Origin of the sequence: Saccharothrix algeriensis (assembly GCF_016907655.1) — a bacterium.
Lineage (GTDB): Bacteria > Actinomycetota > Actinomycetes > Mycobacteriales > Pseudonocardiaceae > Actinosynnema > Actinosynnema algeriense.
The window spans coordinates 5,120,184-5,139,020 of the sequence record NZ_JAFBCL010000001.1; the positions used below are offsets into that span (position 1 = coordinate 5,120,184).

19 protein-coding genes are annotated in these 18,837 nt (G+C 73.3%); 17 read left to right on the top strand and 2 right to left on the bottom strand.

The genetic code is table 11. The features are described from left to right. Nucleotides 1-56: 56 nt before the first annotated feature. The 5 genes from steA (at nt 57) to JOE68_RS23465 (ending at nt 6,334) form a co-directional block, all read left to right on the top strand. Complete coding sequence (gene steA / locus JOE68_RS23445) at nt 57-1,241, top strand: putative cytokinetic ring protein SteA (protein WP_204844430.1); 1,185 nt, start codon at nt 57-59, stop codon at nt 1,239-1,241. Continuing rightward, the gene (locus JOE68_RS23450; RefSeq protein ID WP_204844431.1) at nt 1,238-2,176 is read left to right on the top strand and encodes a copper transporter; all 939 of its coding nucleotides are present in this window, start codon (nt 1,238-1,240) and stop codon (nt 2,174-2,176) included. Before steA ends, JOE68_RS23450 begins: the two co-directional genes overlap by 4 nt. Before the next feature lie 1,345 nt (nt 2,177-3,521). Next, on the top strand, nt 3,522-5,213 hold the full coding sequence (gene pyrG / locus JOE68_RS23455) for a CTP synthase (RefSeq protein ID WP_204844432.1): 1,692 nt from the start codon (nt 3,522-3,524) through the stop codon (nt 5,211-5,213). Beyond that, nucleotides 5,210-5,824 carry an NUDIX domain-containing protein gene (locus tag JOE68_RS23460; protein WP_204844433.1) on the top strand — a complete coding sequence of 205 codons (615 nt, stop codon included), beginning with the start codon at nt 5,210-5,212 and terminating at the stop codon, nt 5,822-5,824. Before pyrG ends, JOE68_RS23460 begins: the two co-directional genes overlap by 4 nt. 138 nt (nt 5,825-5,962) lie before the next feature. After that, a complete protein-coding gene (locus JOE68_RS23465; protein WP_204844434.1) occupies nt 5,963-6,334 on the top strand; it encodes a DUF2752 domain-containing protein in 372 nt (123 codons plus the stop codon). Here the strand turns inward: JOE68_RS23465 and JOE68_RS23470 are convergent. Further along, nucleotides 6,323-6,970, bottom strand: a complete 648-nt coding sequence (locus JOE68_RS23470) for a DUF1707 domain-containing protein (protein ID WP_204844435.1) — start codon at nt 6,968-6,970, stop codon at nt 6,323-6,325. The two genes, JOE68_RS23465 and JOE68_RS23470, sit on opposite strands and share 12 nt — an antisense overlap. A gap of 68 nt (nt 6,971-7,038) precedes the next feature. Between JOE68_RS23470 and ald the strand changes: the two genes are divergently transcribed. The 11 genes from ald to JOE68_RS23525 all read left to right on the top strand — a co-directional run bounded on the left by ald (nt 7,039) and on the right by JOE68_RS23525 (nt 16,333). Next, entirely contained in the window at nt 7,039-8,148 is a 1,110-nt protein-coding gene (ald, locus tag JOE68_RS23475) for an alanine dehydrogenase (RefSeq protein ID WP_204844436.1), read from the top strand. Beyond that, the gene (xerD, locus tag JOE68_RS23480; protein ID WP_204844437.1) at nt 8,145-9,026 is read left to right on the top strand and encodes a site-specific tyrosine recombinase XerD; all 882 of its coding nucleotides are present in this window, start codon (nt 8,145-8,147) and stop codon (nt 9,024-9,026) included. Before ald ends, xerD begins: the two co-directional genes overlap by 4 nt. Nucleotides 9,027-9,163: 137 nt before the next feature. Continuing rightward, on the top strand, nt 9,164-9,484 hold the full coding sequence (locus JOE68_RS23485; protein ID WP_204844438.1) for an ArsR/SmtB family transcription factor: 321 nt from the start codon (nt 9,164-9,166) through the stop codon (nt 9,482-9,484). A 94-nt stretch (nt 9,485-9,578) separates the two neighbouring features. Continuing rightward, complete coding sequence (locus tag JOE68_RS23490; protein WP_204844439.1) at nt 9,579-10,553, top strand: ParA family protein; 975 nt, start codon at nt 9,579-9,581, stop codon at nt 10,551-10,553. Further along, the gene (locus JOE68_RS23495) at nt 10,550-11,041 is read left to right on the top strand and encodes a cobyrinic acid a,c-diamide synthase (protein ID WP_204844440.1); all 492 of its coding nucleotides are present in this window, start codon (nt 10,550-10,552) and stop codon (nt 11,039-11,041) included. Before JOE68_RS23490 ends, JOE68_RS23495 begins: the two co-directional genes overlap by 4 nt. After that, nucleotides 11,038-11,877: a segregation and condensation protein A gene (locus JOE68_RS23500; RefSeq protein WP_204844441.1), complete on the top strand. Its 840-nt coding sequence runs from the start codon at nt 11,038-11,040 to the stop codon at nt 11,875-11,877. Before JOE68_RS23495 ends, JOE68_RS23500 begins: the two co-directional genes overlap by 4 nt. Then, entirely contained in the window at nt 11,874-12,662 is a 789-nt protein-coding gene (gene scpB, locus JOE68_RS23505; protein WP_307819843.1) for an SMC-Scp complex subunit ScpB, read from the top strand. The genes JOE68_RS23500 and scpB overlap by 4 nt, the downstream gene beginning before the upstream one ends. After that, a complete protein-coding gene (locus JOE68_RS23510) occupies nt 12,655-13,395 on the top strand; it encodes a pseudouridine synthase (RefSeq protein WP_204844442.1) in 741 nt (246 codons plus the stop codon). The genes scpB and JOE68_RS23510 overlap by 8 nt, the downstream gene beginning before the upstream one ends. A 490-nt stretch (nt 13,396-13,885) precedes the next feature. Further along, nucleotides 13,886-14,653 carry an ABC transporter permease gene (locus tag JOE68_RS23515; protein WP_204844443.1) on the top strand — a complete coding sequence of 256 codons (768 nt, stop codon included), beginning with the start codon at nt 13,886-13,888 and terminating at the stop codon, nt 14,651-14,653. Continuing rightward, nucleotides 14,650-15,447, top strand: coding sequence for an ABC transporter permease (locus JOE68_RS23520; protein WP_204844444.1), 798 nt, complete (start codon nt 14,650-14,652; stop codon nt 15,445-15,447). Before JOE68_RS23515 ends, JOE68_RS23520 begins: the two co-directional genes overlap by 4 nt. Nucleotide 15,448: 1 nt before the next feature. Further along, nucleotides 15,449-16,333 (top strand): ABC transporter ATP-binding protein, encoded by an 885-nt coding sequence (locus JOE68_RS23525; RefSeq protein WP_204844445.1) that lies wholly within the window; start codon nt 15,449-15,451, stop codon nt 16,331-16,333. An 84-nt stretch (nt 16,334-16,417) separates the two neighbouring features. On the opposite strand, the gene JOE68_RS23530 is transcribed toward JOE68_RS23525, so the two are convergent. After that, entirely contained in the window at nt 16,418-17,662 is a 1,245-nt protein-coding gene (locus JOE68_RS23530) for a 4-hydroxybenzoate 3-monooxygenase (protein WP_307819844.1), read from the bottom strand. Nucleotides 17,663-17,807: 145 nt separating this feature from the next. On the opposite strand from JOE68_RS23530, the gene JOE68_RS23535 reads away from it, so the two are divergent. Beyond that, complete coding sequence (locus JOE68_RS23535) at nt 17,808-18,830, top strand: ABC transporter substrate-binding protein (RefSeq protein WP_204844447.1); 1,023 nt, start codon at nt 17,808-17,810, stop codon at nt 18,828-18,830. Nucleotides 18,831-18,837: the final 7 nt, after the last annotated feature.

Below are 18,837 nucleotides of genomic sequence, written 5' to 3' on the forward strand. Positions count from 1 at the left end.
GGACCTCTCGGCGTGTTAGCCCGGAACCGGCGGCGCGGTGGGCCACCATCGGTGGCATGAAGTTCTCCGGGTTGCTCAGCCGCGCGAACCACGAACTGCCGGGCGTCACCGGCATCGCGCGGGTCGACCGCCGCACGGGTGACCTGCTGCGGCGGCTCAGCCCCGGCGACATCGCCGTCCTGGACCACCTCGACATCGACCGCCGCACCGCCGAGGCGCTGCTCGCCGCCGGGGTCGTGGGCGTGGTCAACGCGTCGCCGTCCATCTCCGGCCGGTACCCCAACCTCGGGCCCGAGCTGCTGGTCGAGGCCGGTGTCCCGCTGATCGACGGGGTCGGCACCGGTGTCCTGCGCGCCCTGAAGGACGGCGTGAAGCTGCGGCTGCACGACGGCGCGGTGCACGTCGGCGACCGCGAGGTGGCGCGGGGCGTCGAGCAGAGCGCCGAGTCCGTCGCCGACGCGATGATCGAGGCCAAGGCCGGCATGTCGGCGCAGCTGGAGGCGTTCTCCGCCAACACCATCGAGTTCCTGCGCCGCGAGCGCGCGCTGATCCTCGACGGCGTGGGCGTGCCCGAGGTGTACGTGCCCATCCGCGACCGGCAGGTGCTCGTCGTCGCGGGCGGCCCCCGGCACGCCGAGGAGCTGCGCGGGCTGCGCAAGTACATCCGCGAGCACCGGCCGGTGCTGGTGGGCGTCGACGCGGGCGCGGACACCCTGCACGACGCCGGGTACACACCGGACGTCATCGTCGGCGACCCGGACGGCATAGGCACGCGCACGCTCAAGGCGGCCGCGGAGGTCGTGGTGCCCGCGCACACCGACGGCCACGCGCCCGGCCTGGAGCGCATCCAGGACCTGGGCATCGGCGCGGTGACGTTCCCGGCGTCGGGCAACGCCGAGGACCTGGCGCTGCTGCTGGCCGAGGCGCACGGCGCGTCGCTGATCGTGACCGTGGGCCTGCGGGCCGGGCTGCGCGAGTTCCTCGACCGGGGCCACTCGGGCTCCAACCCGTCGACCTTCCTGACCCGGCTCCGGCTCGGCGGCAAGCTCGTCGACGGCGAGGCGGTCGCCACCCTGCACCGCGGCCGGGTGTCGCTCGGGGCGATCTGCCTGCTGGTCGGCGCGGCCGTGGCGGCGATGGTGGCGGCGCTGGCGGTGTCCGGGGTGGGGCAGGTGCACGTCGACGCGGCGGTGGACGGGGTGCGGTCCGCCGTCGACTGGCTCAAGGGGTTCTTCTCGTGATCACGATGCGCTACCACCTCATCTCCATCACCGCGGTGTTCCTGGCGCTGGCCGTCGGGGTGGTGCTGGGGTCGACCGCGATCAGCAGCCGGTTGCTGTCCGGGGTGACCGACGACAACTCGCAGCTGGGCAGGCAGGTCGCCGAGCTGCAGGCCGAGCAGAACGGGCTGACCGCGAGGCTGGCCGAGAGCGATCGCTTCGCGAGCTCCATCGGGCCGCTGGCGGTGCGCGGGGCGCTGGCGGAGCGGACGGTGGTCGTGGTGACGACCGCGGACGCGAAGCCGAACGACCGGGACGCCCTGGTCGAGCTGCTGCGCGGCGCCGGCGCGACGGTGACCGGTGAGCTGCAGCTGACCGACTCCTTCACCGATCCGCGCAAGGCGGACCAGCTGCGCGACCTGGTGGCCCGCCTGCAGCCGGCGGGGACCAGGCTGCCGACCGGGGCGGACCCGGGCACGCGCGCCGGTGGTCTGCTGGGGGCGTTGCTGCTGCTGGGCGAGGAGGACAACCGGGAACAGGCGACACCGGACGAGATGGCGGCGGCGATGAGCGGCCTGGCGACGGCCGGGTTCGCCAAGCCGGGGGAGGGGTTGCGGCCGGCGCAGCTGGCGGTCGTGCTGACCGGTGGGGCGGTGGACGGCGACTCGGCGAGCGACCGGGCGGCGCTGGTGGCGCGCTTCGCGACGCAACTGGACCGGTCGGGGGCGGGTGCGGTGCTGGCCGGGAGCGAGGGGTCGGCGAACGGGACGGGGGCGGTCGGCGTGGTGCGGGCGGACACGGCGGCTGCTTCGGTGTTGTCGACGGTGGACAACGCGGGGATGGCGACGGGGCGGGTGGTGGTCGTGCTGGCGCTGCGCGAGCAGGCGGAGGGGCGGGCGGGGCGGTACGGGGTGGCGGGCAACGCGGAGTCGGTGGCGCCGGGCATCGTCGGGTGAGGTCTTGTGGTTGGGGGGCGGGTCGTGTGGTCGGGGTTTGGGGTGGGGCGTGTCGGGGCCGGAGTGGGGTGGGAGCTTGGCGGGCGGTATCGGGTTCGGTGTTTTCGACGCCGAATCCGGTGCCGGGTTCCGCGTCGAATCAGAATGCGAAACCCAATTCGGTGACGTTTGAACCCGTGGTCGAACAACCATCGGAGAAGTGAACGCGAGCTGCCACTTTTCGAACCTCCCGTTCGTTGCCGTAAATAAACGGATCCGGCCCACGGCACCCCACGTCCCGCCCGCCCCGCCTCCGACCCTGAGGCCCGAGCGAGCCCGAGGCGACCAGGGTGACGAGGCGAGCGGTCGCCGGGCGAGCCGGCGGCGTCCGGGGGTGGGAGCCGGGGACGGGAGCTGAAGGTCGGGAGCTGAAGGTCGGGAGCCGAGGACCTGAAGACCGAGAACCAGAGCCGAGGCGCAGGGGTCAGGACCGGGGACGGAGCCTGATCCAGGACGAGCGGGGTCCAGGGCGAGTGGGGTCCAAGGCGAGTGGGACTCGGCGCCGGCGATCGGGGCAAGGGGGCAAGACCTGGGATCGGGACCTGGGATTGGGGCGAAGGATCAGGACTTAGGCATGAGGACCGGAATCAAGGACCGGGACCACGGCCGGGATTGAGGGCCGGAGTCGGGGGCCGGAGTCGGGGGCCGGAGTCGGGGGTCGGAGTCGGGGTCGGGGATCGGGGTTGGGAATCGGGCCGGATGCCGGCGCCGACCACTTAACGGAACCGGGTCGAGGAGTGGGAGGCGAGAGCTTCCCGCGTCGGGGAGTGTCCCGCGTTGAGTGGGCTGCGTTCATCGGGGTGGGCCGTCCTGCGTTGGGACGGCGTGTCGGGTCGGGTCGGGCCGTGTCGGGTCGGGTCGGTGTGTCGGGGTGTGCCGCCTGATCGCGTGCCGGGTCAGCGTGTCGGGAGCGGCTGAGCCGGAGACGGCGGGAGTGGGCGGGCTCAAGGTCGGTGGGTGGCGCTGGTTCCTGTTGTGGCGCAGGGGTGGTTCGTCGGGGGCGGCGGGGGCCGTGGTGGTGGGGGTGGGTCGTGGGTGGAGGCCGGCGGGTGGGGCCGGGGGTGGGACTGCGGATGGGACCGCGGATGGGGTGGCTGGTGGGGTGGGTGGTTGACCGGTGGAGGTACCGGTGGAGGTGGGGTGGTGGCCTGCTGGTGGGCCCGTGGTGGTGGGGTTGGTGGAGCTAGGCCATCTGAGTGATGCGGTACCGGACCACCAGCGCGCTCGGTGACTGGTGGCGTGTTAGCGTTAGGGCCCGTGGACAGGGCCGGTTGCCCTGCGGAACTTCAGACCACGGGGAGCCTCCTTGGTGCTTCAGGCACGTACGACCAAGCACGTTTTCGTCACCGGGGGCGTGGCCTCCTCCCTGGGCAAGGGACTCACCGCCTCCAGCCTCGGTCAGCTGCTGACCGCCCGTGGTCTGCGGGTGACCATGCAGAAGCTCGACCCGTACCTCAACGTCGACCCGGGGACGATGAACCCGTTCCAGCACGGCGAGGTGTTCGTCACCGACGACGGCGCGGAGACCGACCTCGACATCGGCCACTACGAGCGCTTCCTCGCCCGCGACCTGTCCGGGGACGCCAACGTCACCACCGGCCAGGTGTACTCCGAGGTCATCGCCAAGGAGCGGCGCGGCGAGTACCTCGGCGACACCGTCCAGGTCATCCCGCACATCACCGACGAGATCAAGCGCCGCATCCGGGCGATGGCCGAGCCCGGCCCCGACGGCGCGGTGCCGGACGTCGTGATCACCGAGGTCGGCGGCACGGTGGGCGACATCGAGTCGCTGCCGTTCCTCGAAGCCTGCCGGCAGGTCCGCCACGACGTCGGGCGGGACAACGTGTTCTTCCTGCACGTGTCGCTCGTGCCCTACCTCGCGCCGTCCGGTGAGCTGAAGACCAAGCCGACGCAGCACTCCGTCGCCGCCCTGCGCAACATCGGCATCCAGCCCGACGCCATCGTGTGCCGGGCCGACCGGGAGATCCCGGACTCGTTGAAGCGCAAGATCGGCCTGATGTGCGACGTCGACACCGACGCCGTCGTGGCCGCCGTCGACTCGCCCTCGATCTACGACATCCCCAAGGTGCTGCACGGCGAGGGCCTCGACGCGTACGTGGTGCGCCGGCTCGACCTGCCGTTCCGCGACGTCGACTGGACCGTGTGGGGCGACCTGCTCGACCGCGTGCACAACCCGACCGAGAGGGTGCGCGTCGGGCTGGTCGGCAAGTACGTCGACCTGCCCGACGCCTACCTGTCGGTCACCGAGGCGCTGCGGGCCGGCGGGTTCGCCCACCGCGCCAAGGTCGAGGTCGTGTGGGTGCCCTCCGACGAGTGCCAGACCCCCGGTGGCGCCGCGCACGCGCTGGCCGGGCTGGACGCGGTGCTCATCCCGGGCGGGTTCGGGGTGCGGGGGATCGAGGGCAAGATCGGGGCCATCACCTTCGCCCGGACGCGGGGCATCCCGCTGCTGGGGCTGTGCCTGGGCCTGCAGTGCCTGGTGATCGAGGCCGCGCGCAACCTCGCCGGGATCGCCGACGCCAACTCCTCGGAGTTCGAGGAGACCGGGGCGCCGGTGATCAGCACCATGGCCGACCAGGAGGACGTGGTGTCCGGCCGGCGCGACATGGGCGGCACCATGCGGCTGGGCGCGTACCCCGCGAAGCTCGTGCCCGGTTCGCAGGTCGCCGCCGCCTACGGCGCGACCGAGGTCTCCGAGCGGCACCGGCACCGGTACGAGGTGAACAACTCCTACCGCGACGAGCTGGGCAAGGCCGGCCTGGTGTTCTCCGGGACGTCGCCGGACGGGCGGCTGGTGGAGTTCGTCGAGCTGCCCGCCGAGGTGCACCCGTTCTTCGTCGCCACGCAGGCGCACCCGGAGCTCAAGAGCCGCCCGACGAAGCCGCACCCGCTGTTCGCGGCGTTCGTCAAGGCCGCGCTGGACTACCGGCTCGCCGACCGGCTGCCGCTGCCCGAGACCGCCGGAGCCGCCAAGTGAGGCACGAGTTCGAGACCGTCTCCTCGCGGGACGTGCACGTGGGCCGGGTCGTGGCGCTGCGGGTGGACGAGGTCGCCATGCCCGGTGGCGGGACGGCGCGGCGCGAGGTCGTCGAGCACCTGGGCGCGGTGGCCGTGGCGGCGGTGGACCCGCAGGGCCGGGTGACCCTCATCCACCAGTACCGGCACCCGCTGGGCAAGCGGATCTGGGAGCTGCCGGCGGGGCTGCTGGACTCGGCCTCGGAGCAGCCGCTGGAGGCGGCCCGGCGCGAGCTGGTGGAGGAGGTCGGGCTGGCGGCGCGGGAGTGGTCGACGCTGGTCGACGTGGCCGCCTCGCCCGGTTTCACCGACGAGGTGGTCCGCGTGTTCCTCGCCCGCGACCTGTCGGAGGTCGAGCGGCAGCAGATGGGCGACGAGGAGGCCGACCTGGAGGCGCGCCGGTTCCCGCTGGACGAGGCGGTGGCCATGGCGCTGGCCGGGGAGATCGTGAACGGCGCGGCGGTGGCCGGGCTGCTCGCGGCCCAGGCGGTGCTCGCCGGGCGGGCTCAAGCGCGGCCCGCCGACGCGCCGTTCGCGGACCGGCCGACCCGGTTCGCGGCGCGCGGCGACTGAGGTCCCGGGGTTCGCGCGGGAGGGCCGGGTCGGGCCCGGTCCTCCCCGTCACCGGCCCTGCCGGTCCCTCGAACGCGTGAACACCGGGCTGCCGAGGCCGTGCCCGGGACCGCCGCCGCCCCGGGCACAATGGCGGGCATGAGCGTGCTCAAGCCGGTCGCCGTCGCGGTCGGGGCGGTGGTGGCGTCGGCCGGGTTGCTGGTGTTCGACCCGAACGGGCCGGGGTCGCTGTGGCCGCCGTGCCCGCTGTTCGTGCTGACCGGCATCCAGTGCCCGGCCTGCGGGTCCACCCGGATGGTGCACGCGCTGCTGCACGGCGACGTCGCCGCCGCGTTCCACTTCAACGCCGTCATGCTGGTCTTCGGGCTGCCGATGCTGGCGTGGCTGTGGCTGCGGTGGTTCCGGGCCGCGCGGCGCGGCGAGCGGACCGCGCCGCTGACCGCGCGGGTCGGCCGGCCGGTGGCGGTGCTCGCCGTCGTCTGGGCGGTGGTCCGCAACCTAGTCGCGTAGCCGGCGGCCCTGGCTGTCGGTGCCGCCGTTGACCAGCAGGACGATGCCGTCGACCAGCGACCAGATGCCGCAGCCGCCGCAGGTCAGCAGCTGGGCGATGCCGATGGCCGTGTCGCCGATGTAGAACCGGCCGATGCCGAACGGCAGCACCAGCTGCAGGACGCCGGCCGCGACGCGGGACTTGTCCGACAGCGGCCGGCCGGTCAGCGGGTCCACGCCGAAGGGCGCGTTCGGGTCGAAGCCCGGCGGCGGGTACCCGCCGGGGCCGGGTGGCGGGTACCCGCCGTAGCCGGGCGGGGGCGTGTAGCCCGGCGGCGGGGCGGTGTGGCCCGGCGGCGGGGCGTAGCCCGGCGGCGGCGTGTAGCCCGGTGGGGTGGTGTAGCCCGGCGGCGGGGTCGCGTGGTCGGTGGGCGGCACGTAGTGCGTCCGCGGCGGCGACGTGAACTGCGGGTGAGGCTGCGGCAGGTCCTGGAACAGGGCCGACAGCTCCCCGGCGGTCTGGGCCGCCGTCGCGTAGCCGACCCGCTGCTCGTACTCCCCGATCTCCAGTCGACCCGCCGCGAAGTGGTCGTTGAGCGCGCTGATCGCCTCTTCGCGCTGCTGGTTGCCGATGCGCACCTGGTGGGGTTCCGACACGACCTGAACGCTAACAGCACGCGAGGTCCCGTCCGGCCGGAACGCGCCGGCCGACCTACGCTGACCTGGTGCTGGTCGGGATTCCACGTGAGGTGAAGAACCAGGAGCACCGGGTGGCGATCACGCCCGCCGGTGTGGTCGAGCTGGTGCGCCGCGGGCACGAGGTGCTGGTCGAGGCCGGTGCGGGGGAGGGCAGCGCGATCCCGGACGTCGAGTTCCTGGCCGCGGGCGCCCGGACCGCGCCGACCGCGGACGACGTCTGGGGCGCGGCCGAGCTGGTGCTGAAGGTGAAGGAGCCGGTCGCCGAGGAGTACCACCGGATGCGGCCCGGCCAGGTCCTGTTCGCCTACCTGCACCTGGCCGCGGACGCCGCGTGCACGCGCGCGGTGGTGGCCGCCGGGATCGACGCCATCGCCTACGAGACGGTGCGGTCGGCGGACGGCTCGCTGCCGCTGCTCGCCCCGATGAGCGAGGTGGCCGGGCGGATGGCGACCCAGGTGGGCGCGCACTGCCTGGAGCGCAACCAGGGCGGGCGCGGGGTGCTGCTGGGCGGTGTGCCGGGCGTGCCGGCGGGCAAGGTCGTGGTGCTCGGCGCGGGCGTGGCGGGCGGGAACGCCGCCGCGGTCGCCGTCGGGTTCGGGGCGGAGGTCGTGGTGCTGGACACCGACGTCGACCGGCTGCGGCGGCTCGACCACGCCTACCGGGGCCGGCTCGGGACCGTCACGAGCAACGCCTACGAGGTGGAGAAGGCTTGCCGGTGGGCGGACCTGGTGATCGGCGCGGTGCTGGTGCCCGGCGCGAAGGCCCCGACGCTGGTGAGCAACCACCTGGTGTCGACCATGCGGTCGGGTTCGGTGCTGGTCGACGTCGCGATCGACCAGGGCGGCTGCTTCGCCGACTCGCGGCCCACCACGCACGACGACCCGACGTTCCGGGTGCACGACTCGGTGTTCTACTGCGTGGCGAACATGCCCGGCGCGGTGCCGCACACCTCGACGTGGGCGCTGGCGAACGTCACACTGCCCTACGTGGTCGCGCTGGCGGACAAGGGGTTCCGGCGGGCGGTGAGCGAGGACCCGGCGCTGGCCGGGGGCGTGACCGCGGTGCGCGGCACGATCGTCCAGCCCGAGGTGGCCAAGGCGCACGGGCTGCCCCACGCACCCCTGGCGCAGCTGTGAGGGACGTCGTGAAGGCTTTCCTGGACCACCTGGCCGTGGAGCGCGGCACCGCGCGCAACACCCTGGAGTCCTACGCCCGCGACCTGCGCCGCTACACCGAGCACCTGGCCGCGCGGGGGATCACCGCGCCGGCGCAGGTCACCGAGGCGGTGGTCGGCGACTTCCTGGCGGGCCTGCGCGAGGCGGGCCTGGCCGAGTCCTCCGCCGCCCGCGCCCTGGTCGCCGTGCGCGGCCTGCACCGGTTCGCCCACCTCGAAGGGCTCGCCGCGCACGACCCGGCGCGGGAGGTGCGCCCGCCGACCCCGCCGCGCCGGCTGCCCAAGGCCCTGCCGGTGGACGACGTGCTGCGGCTGCTCGACGTGCCCGCGAGCCCGCGCGACCGGGCGCTGCTGGAGCTGCTGTACTCCAGCGGCGCGCGGATCTCCGAGGTCGTGGGCCTGGACGTGGACGACGTGGACACCACCGAGCGGACCGTGCTGCTCGACGGCAAGGGCGGCCGGCAGCGGCTGGTGCCGGTGGGCCGCCCGGCGCTGGCCGCGCTGGAGGGCTACCTGGTGCGCGCCCGGCCCGCCCTGGTCAAGCGGGGGACGCCGGCGCTGTTCCTCAACGCCCGCGGCGGCCGGCTGTCGCGCCAGTCGGCGTGGCAGGTGCTCAAGACCGCCGCGGAGCGCGCGGGCATCGCCGCGCAGGTGTCCCCGCACACGCTGCGGCACTCGTTCGCCACGCACCTGTTGGAGGGCGGCGCGGACGTGCGGGTGGTGCAGGAGCTGCTCGGCCACGCCTCGGTGACCACCACCCAGGTCTACACGCTGGTGACGGTCAACACCCTGCGCGAGGTGTACGCGACGGCCCACCCCCGCGCGACCGGTGGAACATGAGCGCTCCACGGGTACTGTGAGCCAACTCGATCGGGTGCCAGCCTTTCGGGTGACACCCCACAGAAGTGATGACCTGCGTGCCGACGACAGGAAGAAAGCCCCCCGCCCGGACGCGACGAGCTGGAGGAGCCGTGCCGGTGTCCAACATCGACGAGCCGGAAGCCGCCGACATCGAACTCGGCGCGGTGCTGCACGCGCTGAGCGATCCCACCAGGCTGGCCGTCGTCCTCCAGATCGAGGCCGACGGGGAGCGCTGCTGCGGTTCCCTCGCCGTGGGCGTCGCCAAGTCGACGCTGTCGCAGCACCTGCGCGTGCTGCGGGAGGCGGGGATCACCCGCACCAGGGCGTGCGGCAACCAGCGGTGGGTCTCGCTGCGCCGCGAGGACCTGGACGCGCTGTTCCCGGGCCTGCTCGACGTGGTGCTCAAGGCCGCCGACCGGACCGCCGCGGTGCGGTGAGAACCGCTCGCGCCGGCTGCGGCGGGGCACGTTGCCGGTGTGCCCCGCTGTGCCTAGGCTGCGCCCAGGCAGAGGACTAGGAATCGGGAAGGCGATGTCGACACCGGAACACGCGGAACGGCCGTGGCTCCGCCCACCGCCGCCCGCGCAGGCGTCCGGTGTGCCGCGGGCCTCGGTCGAGCTGAGCCTCGCACCGCACGCCGCGCCGGCCGACGAGGACGCCTCCGAGCAGGTCGCCGGCGACATCGGGCCCACCGGGCGGCCCCTGCGCCACGTGCCCGACCCGCCGCTGGTGGCCCACCACGGCCCGGCCCGCATCCTGGCGATCTGCAACCAGAAGGGCGGCGTGGGCAAGACCACGTCCACGATCAACCTGGGCGCGGCGCTGACCGAGTACGGGCGCCGCGTGCTGCTGGTGGACTTCGACCCGCAGGGGGCGCTGTCGGTCGGCCTCGGCGTGCACCCGCACCAGCTCGACCAGACGATCTACAACGTCATCATGGAGCGCGACGTCACCGTCCGCGACGTGATCATGCGTACGCCGGTGGCCGGCATGGACCTGCTGCCCAGCAACATCGACCTGTCGGCGGCGGAGATCCAGCTGGTGTCCGAGGTGGGCCGCGAGCACACCCTCGTGCGCACCCTGCGCCCGGTGATCGAGCACTACGACTACGTGCTGGTCGACTGCCAGCCCTCGCTCGGCCTGCTCACGGTCAACGCGCTCGCCGCGGCCGACGGGGTCCTCATCCCGCTGGAGTGCGAGTTCTTCAGCCTGCGCGGGGTTGCGCTGCTGATAGACACCATCGAGAAGGTCAGGGAGCGGTTGAACCCGAAGCTGGAGATCACCGGGATACTCGCCACCATGTACGACCCGCGCACGCTGCACTCCCGCGAGGTCATGGCGCGGGTCGTGGAGGCGTTCGGCGACGTCGTGTTCGACACGGTGATCAACCGCACGGTCCGGTTCCCGGAGACGACCGTCGCGGGCGAGCCGATCACCCGGTGGGCGCCCCGCTCGGCGGGCGCGAAGGCTTACCGCGCGCTGGCGCGCGAGGTGATCGCCCGGTGACCCGACGCCCATCGCTGCCGGGCGCGTCCGAGCTGTTCCGCCTGACCGGTCCCGCGGTCCTCGACGCCGCCGGGCCCGCGCCGCGGCCCGAGCGGCCCGCGGCGGGGCAGGCCGAGCCGGACGACGCCGCCGGTCGGGAGGCCGCCGCCCGGGAGGCCGCCGGTCGGGAAGCGGCCGGTCGGGAAGCGGCCGGCCGGGAAGCTGCCGGACAGGGCGCGCCGGGTCGGGCCGCGGCCGCGCGGCCGGCCGGCGAGGCGCACGGCCCGCGCCGGGGCACCGGCCGCCAGAAGCACTCCACCAAGATCACCGTGTACGTGTCCGACGAGGAGCTGCTCGCCCTGGAGCACGCCCGGCTGGAGCTGCGCGGCGAGCACGGCCTCGCGGTGGACCGCGGCCGGGTGGTGCGCGAGGCGATCGCGATAGTGCTGGACGACCTGGAGGAGCACGGCGGGGACTCCCCGCTCGTGCGCAGGTTGCGCGAGCGGTGAGCGGTGCCGCCCCCGCCGACGAGGTGCCCGCCGCAGAGGCGCCCGACGGCCGCTTCAAGGTCAAGCTGACCAACTTCGAGGGCCCCTTCGACCTGCTGCTCCAGTTGATCTCGCAGCACACCCTCGACGTGACCGAGGTGGCGCTGCACCAGGTCACCGACGACTTCATCGCGCACACCCGCGCGCTGGGCGACGGCTGGGACCTGGACGAGACCACCGAGTTCCTGGTCATCGCGGCGACCCTGCTCGACCTCAAGGCGGCCCGGCTGCTGCCCCAGGGCGACGTGGAGGACGAGGACGACCTGGCGCTGCTGGAGGCGCGCGACCTGCTGTTCGCGCGGCTGCTGCAGTACCGGGCGTACAAGCAGGTCGCGGCGCTGTTCGGCGAGCTGGAGCAGGGCGCGCACCGCCGCTACCCCCGCTCGGTGGCGCTGGAGGCGCGCTACGAGGGCCTGCTGCCCGAGGTGATGCTCGGCGTGGACGCCCGGCGCTTCGCCGACGTCGCCGCCGCGGTGTTCCGGCCCAGGCCGCCCCGGACGGTGTCCACCGAGCACGTCCACCAGCACCGGGTCTCGGTCCGCGAGCACGCCGGGCTGCTGCGGGAGCTGCTGGCGCGGCGGGGGACCACGACGTTCGCCGAGGTCGTCGCCGACTGCACCGGGACGATGGAGGTCGTCGCCCGGTTCCTGGCGCTGCTGGAGCTGTACCGGGAGCAGGTGCTGGCGTTCGAGCAGCCCGACCCGCTGGGCGAGCTGCGCATCACGTGGGTCGGCGGCCCGGTCGAGGAGGCCGGGGACCGCGACGAGGACCGCGACGAGGACGAGGAGTACGGGTGAGCGAGCCGGAGACCACCGCCGAACCGCAGTCCGGGCTGTTCCCCGCCCCCGACGCCGGACCCGCGGCCGACCCCGCGGCCGGCGACGCGCCCGGGCCGGGCACCGCGCCCGGCCCGGCGACGGCGAGCGGTCCGGGCCCCCGAGGCGGCGCGGGGGCGCGCAACGGCGCCAAGGCCCGGCGCGGCGCGAAGGCCCGGGGCGCCGGCGACCCCGAGGACGCCGAGGACGCCGGGCTGCCCGACCTCACCGACGACCGCGAGTTCGAGGGCGCGCTGGAGTCCGTCCTGCTCGTCGTGGACAGCCCGATCGACGAGAAGCAGCTCGCCGGCGTGCTGGAGCAGCCGGTGAGGCGCGTCACCCGGGCCCTGCGCGCGCTGGCCGCCCGCTACACCGAGAGCGGCAGCGGCGTCGACCTGCGTAGAATCGGGGACGGCTGGCGGTTCTACACGCGGGACCGCTTCGCGCCATTCGTGGAGAAGCTGCTGCTGGACGGGCAGCGGGCCAAGCTCACCAGGGCGGCCCTGGAGACCCTCGCCGTCATCGCCTACCGGCAGCCCGTCACACGGGCCCGGGTCGCGGCGGTGCGCGGGGTGAACGTCGACGGGGTGATCCGCACGCTGGTCGCGCGCGGGCTCATCGCCGAGGCGGGCGCGGACCCCGACACGGGTGGCATCCTCTACCGCACGACCGAACTGTTCCTGGAGCGGTTGGGGCTGTCGTCGCTGGACGACCTGCCGCCGATCGCCCCCCTCCTGCCCGAAGTGGATGCGATCGACGATGTCTGACCAGGGACCCGAAGGGATTCGGCTCCAGAAGGTGCTCGCCAAGGCGGGCATCGCCTCACGACGCGTGGCCGAGGAGCTGATCGAGCTCGGCCGCGTCCAGGTGGACGGCGAGGTCGTGCGCGAGCAGGGCCGCCGGATCGACCCCGAGACGGCCGTCGTGCACGTGGACGGCGTGCGGGTGGTGCTCAAGGACGACGTGATCACCCTCGTGCTGAACAAGCCGCGCGGCGTGCTGTCCACGATGCACGACGAGACGCACCGCCCGTGCGTCGGCGACTACCTGGTCAACCGCAAGGAGCGCCTGTTCCACGTCGGCCGGCTGGACGCCGACACCGAGGGCCTGCTGCTGCTGACCAACGACGGCGACCTCGCGCACCGGCTGATGCACCCGTCCTACGCGGTGCCCAAGACCTACCTGGCCGAGGTGCCGGGCCCGGTGGCCAAGGACGTCGGCAAGCGGCTGCGCGCCGGCATCGAGCTGGAGGACGGCCCGGTCCGGGTCGACTCGTTCAAGCTGGTGTCCTCCGCGCCCGGCCGGGCGCTGGTGGAGGTCGTGATCCACGAGGGCCGCAAGCACATCGTGCGCCGGCTGCTGGACGCGGTCGGGCACCCGGTGCAGAGCCTGGTGCGCACCGCGGTCGGCGAGGTCCGGCTCGGCAACCAGCGCCCCGGTTCGATGCGGGTGCTCAACCGCCAGGAGGTCGGCTCCCTGTACAAGGCGGTCGGCCTGTAGCGGCGCGGCCGGGGCGCCCGCTCCGGGCGCCCCGCACGGCGCCACCCGTTCTCCCGGACCCGCTCCCCGACGCGACCCCGGCCGTTCTCCGACGCGGCCCGGCCGTTCTCCCGGTTCCGCCTCCCCACGTGGCCCCGGCCGTTCTCCCGGATCCGCCCCCCGACGCGGCCCGGGCCGCTCTCCCGGATCCGCCTTCCGACGCGGCGCCACCCGCTCTTCCGGACCCGCCTCCCGTCGCGACCCCGGCCGCTCCCCGGTCCTGCTCCCTGGACCGGGGACCGGCATCCGCCGACTGGCGCGCGACCCCTGCTCCACCGCCGGTCGCAGCCGCCCGCGCCCGGCTCCCGCCGCCCGGCCCGGCCCGCGCGCCGCCCCTACCGGTGAAGATTCGTGACAGTGATTTCTCGTGTACGCATTGTCGCGACGGGGGATGACTCTCTAGATTGAGCCGGGTTGGCTGGGGTTGATCAACTGGAAGTAGGCGTTGCGCGTGCGTGCGCTCACCCGGGGGCTGCTCGGTGTGACCGGGTTCCTCGTCGTCTGGGAGCTGTTCGGCCGTTCCGGGCTGGTCCCGCCGGCGTACCTGCCACCACCGACCGTGGTGGGGGTCGAGTTGTTCGGGCTGCTGGGTGACGAGGCGTTCCTGCGCGACGTCGTCGCCACCGTGCTGGCGCTGCTGGTCGCGGTAGGACTGTCCACCGGCATCGCCGTCCCCTTGGGACTGGTGCTGGGCAGCGTCCCGGCCGTGCGGCACGCCACCCGCGCGGTCGTGGAGTTCCTGCGGCCGATCCCGTCGGTGGCGCTGATCCCGCTGGCGATCCTGCTGCTCGGGGTCGGCCCGGAGATGAAGATCTCGCTGGCCGTGTACGCGGCGGTGTGGCCGATCCTGTTCAACACCATCTACGCGCTCGACGAGCTGGACCCCCTGCTCGTCGAGACGGCCCGCGCGTTCGGCACCGGCCGGGTGCGCGTGCTGTTCTCCGTGGCGCTGCCCAGCGCCCTGCCGTTCGTCCTCACCGGCATCCGGCTGGCCGCCACGACCTGCCTGGTCGTGCTGGTCAGCGTGGAGCTGCTCGCGGGCGGGTCCGGCGGGCTCGGGCAGTTCATCATGGAGGCGCGCAGCGGCGCCGGGCGCATGGACCTGGTCCTCGCCGGGACCGTGGTCGCGGGCGTCATCGGGTTCGCGGTCAACGAGGGCCTGGAACGCGCGCAACGCCGCTGGGTCGCGTGGAGCTCGGTCACCGGGGGGCGGTCGTGACGAGGTTCCTCCAGCGCTGGGCGGTGTTCGCGGGCCTCGTCGTGGTCTGGGAGCTGGCCACCCGGTTCGCCGACGACTCGTTCTTCCCGCGCCCCACGGTGATCGCCGAGGCGGCGTGGGCGCTGTGGCTGTCGGGTCCGGCCGACCGGCTGTTCCTGACCGACGCGGTGTTCGAGCACGTGCTGCCGAGCATCGGCAGGCTGCTCGCCGGGTGGGGCATCGCCGCCCTGGTCGGCGTCTCGCTCGGCGTGGCGCTGGGCCGTTCCGCGACGGCCCTGGAGTTCGCCGGGCCCCTGCTGACGTTCCTGCGCTCCATCCCGCCGCCGGCGCTGGTGCCGGTGTTCCTGCTGGTGTTCAGCATCGGCACGCAGATGCAGCTGGCCACGATCGTGTTCGGCGTGCTGTGGCCGATCCTGCTCAACAGCGTCGACGGCGCGCGCAGCGTCGACGCGACGAAGTACGAGACCTCGGCGGTGTTCCGCATCCCCAAGGCGCAGTGGGTCCTCGGTGTCGTCCTGCCGGCCGCGGCACCGAAGATCTTCGCCGGGCTCCGGGTCAGCTTGTCGCTGTCGCTGGTGCTCATGGTCGTCTCCGAACTGGTCGGCACCGACAACGGGATCGGGTCGCAACTCCTCGTCGCCCAGCGGGAGTTCGACTTCCCCGACATGTGGGCCGGGATCGTCCTCCTGGGAGTCCTCGGCTACGCCCTCAACACCGTGCTCCTCGCGTTCGAGCGCCGGGCCCTCGCCTGGCAGCCCAAGCGGGAGCGCACCCCCGCGACGGTGGAGGATTGACATGACCGCGATGCTCTCCGTGGCCGACCTCGGCCACACCTACCAGGCGAAGGACGGCGAGCACACCGCCATCTCCGACCTGTCGTTCACCGTCGGCGCAGGCGAGCTGGTCTGCGTCGTCGGGCCGTCGGGCTGCGGCAAGTCGACGCTGCTGCGCACCATCTCCGGCCTGATCCGCCCCACCAAGGGCGCGGTCTCCTTGCGCGGCAACGCCGTTCGCGGTGTCCCCGAGGACCTGGCCGTGGTGTTCCAGGACTACAGCCGCTCGCTGTTCCCGTGGCTGTCGGTGCAGAAGAACGTGGAGTTCCCGCTGCGCCGCTCGATGGGGCGCGCCGCGCGCCGCGCCCGCGCCGCGGAGGCCCTGGAGTGGGTGGGGCTGTCCGGCGCCGCCCGCAAGTACCCGTGGCAGCTCTCCGGCGGGATGCAGCAGCGCGTGGCGATCGCGCGGGCGCTGGCCTACCGGCCCGCCCTGCTGCTGATGGACGAGCCGTTCGCGTCGGTGGACGCGCAGACCCGGTTCGAGCTGGAGGACCTGCTGCTGAAGGTGAAGCGGGAGCACGACACCACGGTCCTGGTGGTCACCCACGACATCGACGAGAGCGTGTACCTGGGCGACCGGATCCTGGTGCTGTCCGGGTCCCCCGCGTCGGTCGTGGCCGACCTGCCGGTCGACCTGCCCGCGCAGCGCGACCAGATCACCACGCGCGAGTCGGACGCCTTCGTGGCGCTGCGCGGGGAGGTGGCGCGGCTGCTGAACGTCGGGAAGGCCGCCGAGCGCGCGCGGGCGCGCCGCAAGGTGGCCGACCACTCCGCCGCGAAGTGGGCGGAGGCGGAGCGCGCCGAGGTTTCCCGCGTCGAGGCGCAGGACCGGGCGGCCACTTCCTGACCGCACCGCGGAATGCGCGCGGGCGGGTGATTCCCGACCGGCCGGGCCGGGCGCCCGGCGGGTCGGAAACCACTCGCCCGCCTTTCAGGGACCCACGTAGTTCTGGGCGAAATACCCCGCGGACGAGCGGGACGCGATCAGGTGCTCCAGCCGCGCCTGCCCCAAACGGCTCAGGAACGGCTCCGGCGAGCGGTGGATCATGAACACCATCCACTGCGAGAACTCCTGCGCACGCCACACCCGCCGCAGGCACACGTCCGAATAGGACCGCAGGCCGCTGTCGTCGCCGGAGCGGTGGTGGGCGGTGAGGGCGGCGGCCAGGACTTCCGCGTCGTGCAGCGCGAGGTTCATGCCTTTCGCGCCCACCGGGGTGATGATGTGCGCGGCGTCGCCGAGCAGGTAGAGGCGGCCGTGGTTCATCGGTTCCACGACGTGGCTGCGCATGTCCAGGATGCGCTTCTCGACGATGCGGCCCTCGGTCAGGGACCAGTCGGAGTCGCGCAGCGCCAACCGCTTGCGCAGTTCGGCCCAGACCCGCTCGTCCGGCCAGGCGTCCACCGACTCGCCCACCGGCACCTGGAGGTAGTAGCGCGAGACCGTCGGGCTGCGGAGCATGTGCCCGGCGAAGCCGTCCGGGTGCAGCGCGTAGATCACCTTGTGCGTCGACGGCGGCGCCTCGGCCAGGATCGACAGCCACTCGATGCCGTGCTGGTGCGAGAACTCCTGGACCGCGCCGGCCGGGATGCTGCGCCGCGTCACGCCGTGGAAGCCGTCCGCGCCGGCGATGAACGAGCACTCCAGCCGCTGCGCCCGGCCGTCGGCGGAGGTCCAGGTCAGGCTCGGGCAGGGGGTGTCGACGCCGTGCACCGCGACGTCGGTGACGCCGAACCGGATGTCGCCGCCCGCGGCGGTGTAGGCGCCGACGAGGTCCTTCACGACCTCCTGCTGCGGGTAGACGTAGTGGGTCTGCCCGTCGTAGAGCGACGAGTAGTCGACCTCGTGCGCCCGCCCGTCGACCCGGAACTCGCAGGCGCCGTGGCGATCGGCCTCCCGGAGCAACCGGTCGGCCAACCCGTGCCGCGCCAGCATCTGCACGGCGCGGTGCTCGATGACGCCCGCGCGCGGGCGGTTCTCGATGTGCTCACGGGTGCCGCGTTCCAGCACCACACAAGGGATTCCGGCTTGCCCGAGCAGGTTTCCCAGCGTCAGCCCGGCCGGTCCCGCGCCGACGATCCCCACCGGCCGGCCGTTGCTCTGTCCGGCCCATTCCCCAACACGATCGCTCACCGAGTACCCCAACCTCTGGACAGCCTGTGCAAAGATGCTCACCGAAGGTAGTGGATCAGCCTTCGAGAGTCGGTCGACCGGGCTCTTGCCGAACCACCCGGGTCACTTTGAGTGGTTCCGCAGCGGCTCCGCGTCGCCCGTGCATCCTGCCCCCGCAATGTCGCCACTCCAACAGGAGATGCCCCCCATGACTCGTAGAGTCGGCCTCTCGGCAAGAAAGATCGTCGGCGGACTGTCCGCGCTCGCGATGCTCGCCGTGGTCTCCGGCTGTGGACTGCTCGGCGGTTCCGAGGAGCCGGCCGGCTCCGCCGCCGCGCCCGGCGCGGTCGAGAAGCCCAAGATCAAGCTCGGCCTCCTCCCGATCCTCGACGTCGCGTCGGTGCACGTCGCGATCGAGAAGGGCTACTTCAAGGAGGAGGGCCTGGAGGTCGAGCCGGTCTCGATCCAGGGTGGCGCCGCGGCCATCCCGGGCCTGATCAACGGCGAGATCGACATCACCTTCGGCAACTGGGTCTCGTTCTTCGCCGCGCAGGCCAAGGACGCCGCCAAGGGCGTCGACGGCCTGAAGCTGATCAACGACGGCTACCAGGCCAAGCCCGAGATGTTCCTGATCCTCACCGCGCCCGGTTCGCCGATCAAGTCGCCCAAGGACCTGGCCGGCAAGACGATCGCGATCAACACCTTCAAGAACATCGCCGAGCTGACCGCGAAGGCCACCCTGGAGGCGAACGACGTCGACCCGAAGTCGGTGACGTTCAAGGAGTTCCCGTTCCCGGACATGGAAGCCGCCATCCAGAACGGGACCGTCGACGCCGCGTTCATGGTGGAGCCGTTCATCAGCAAGGCGCAGCGCTCGATGGGCGCGGTCACGGTGCTCGACGCCGCCTCCGGCCCGACCGACGGCATCCCGGTCGCCGGTTACGGCACGACCGGGAAGTTCGCCAACGCCAACCCGAACACGGTCGCCGCCTTCCAGCGGGCGATGGCCAAGGGCCAGCGCGACGCCGCCGACCGCCCCACGGTCGAGCCGCTGCTGGTGGAGTACGCCAAGGTGGACCGGGAAACCGCGAGCCTGGTCCACTTCGGAGAGTTCCCCACCACCCTGGACGCCACCCGGCTGCAGCGGGTCGCGACCCTGATGAAGACCTACGGCCTGCTGGAGAACGACTTCGACGTCAAGCCGATGCTGTTCACCCCGGCCGGCAGCTGACCGGACC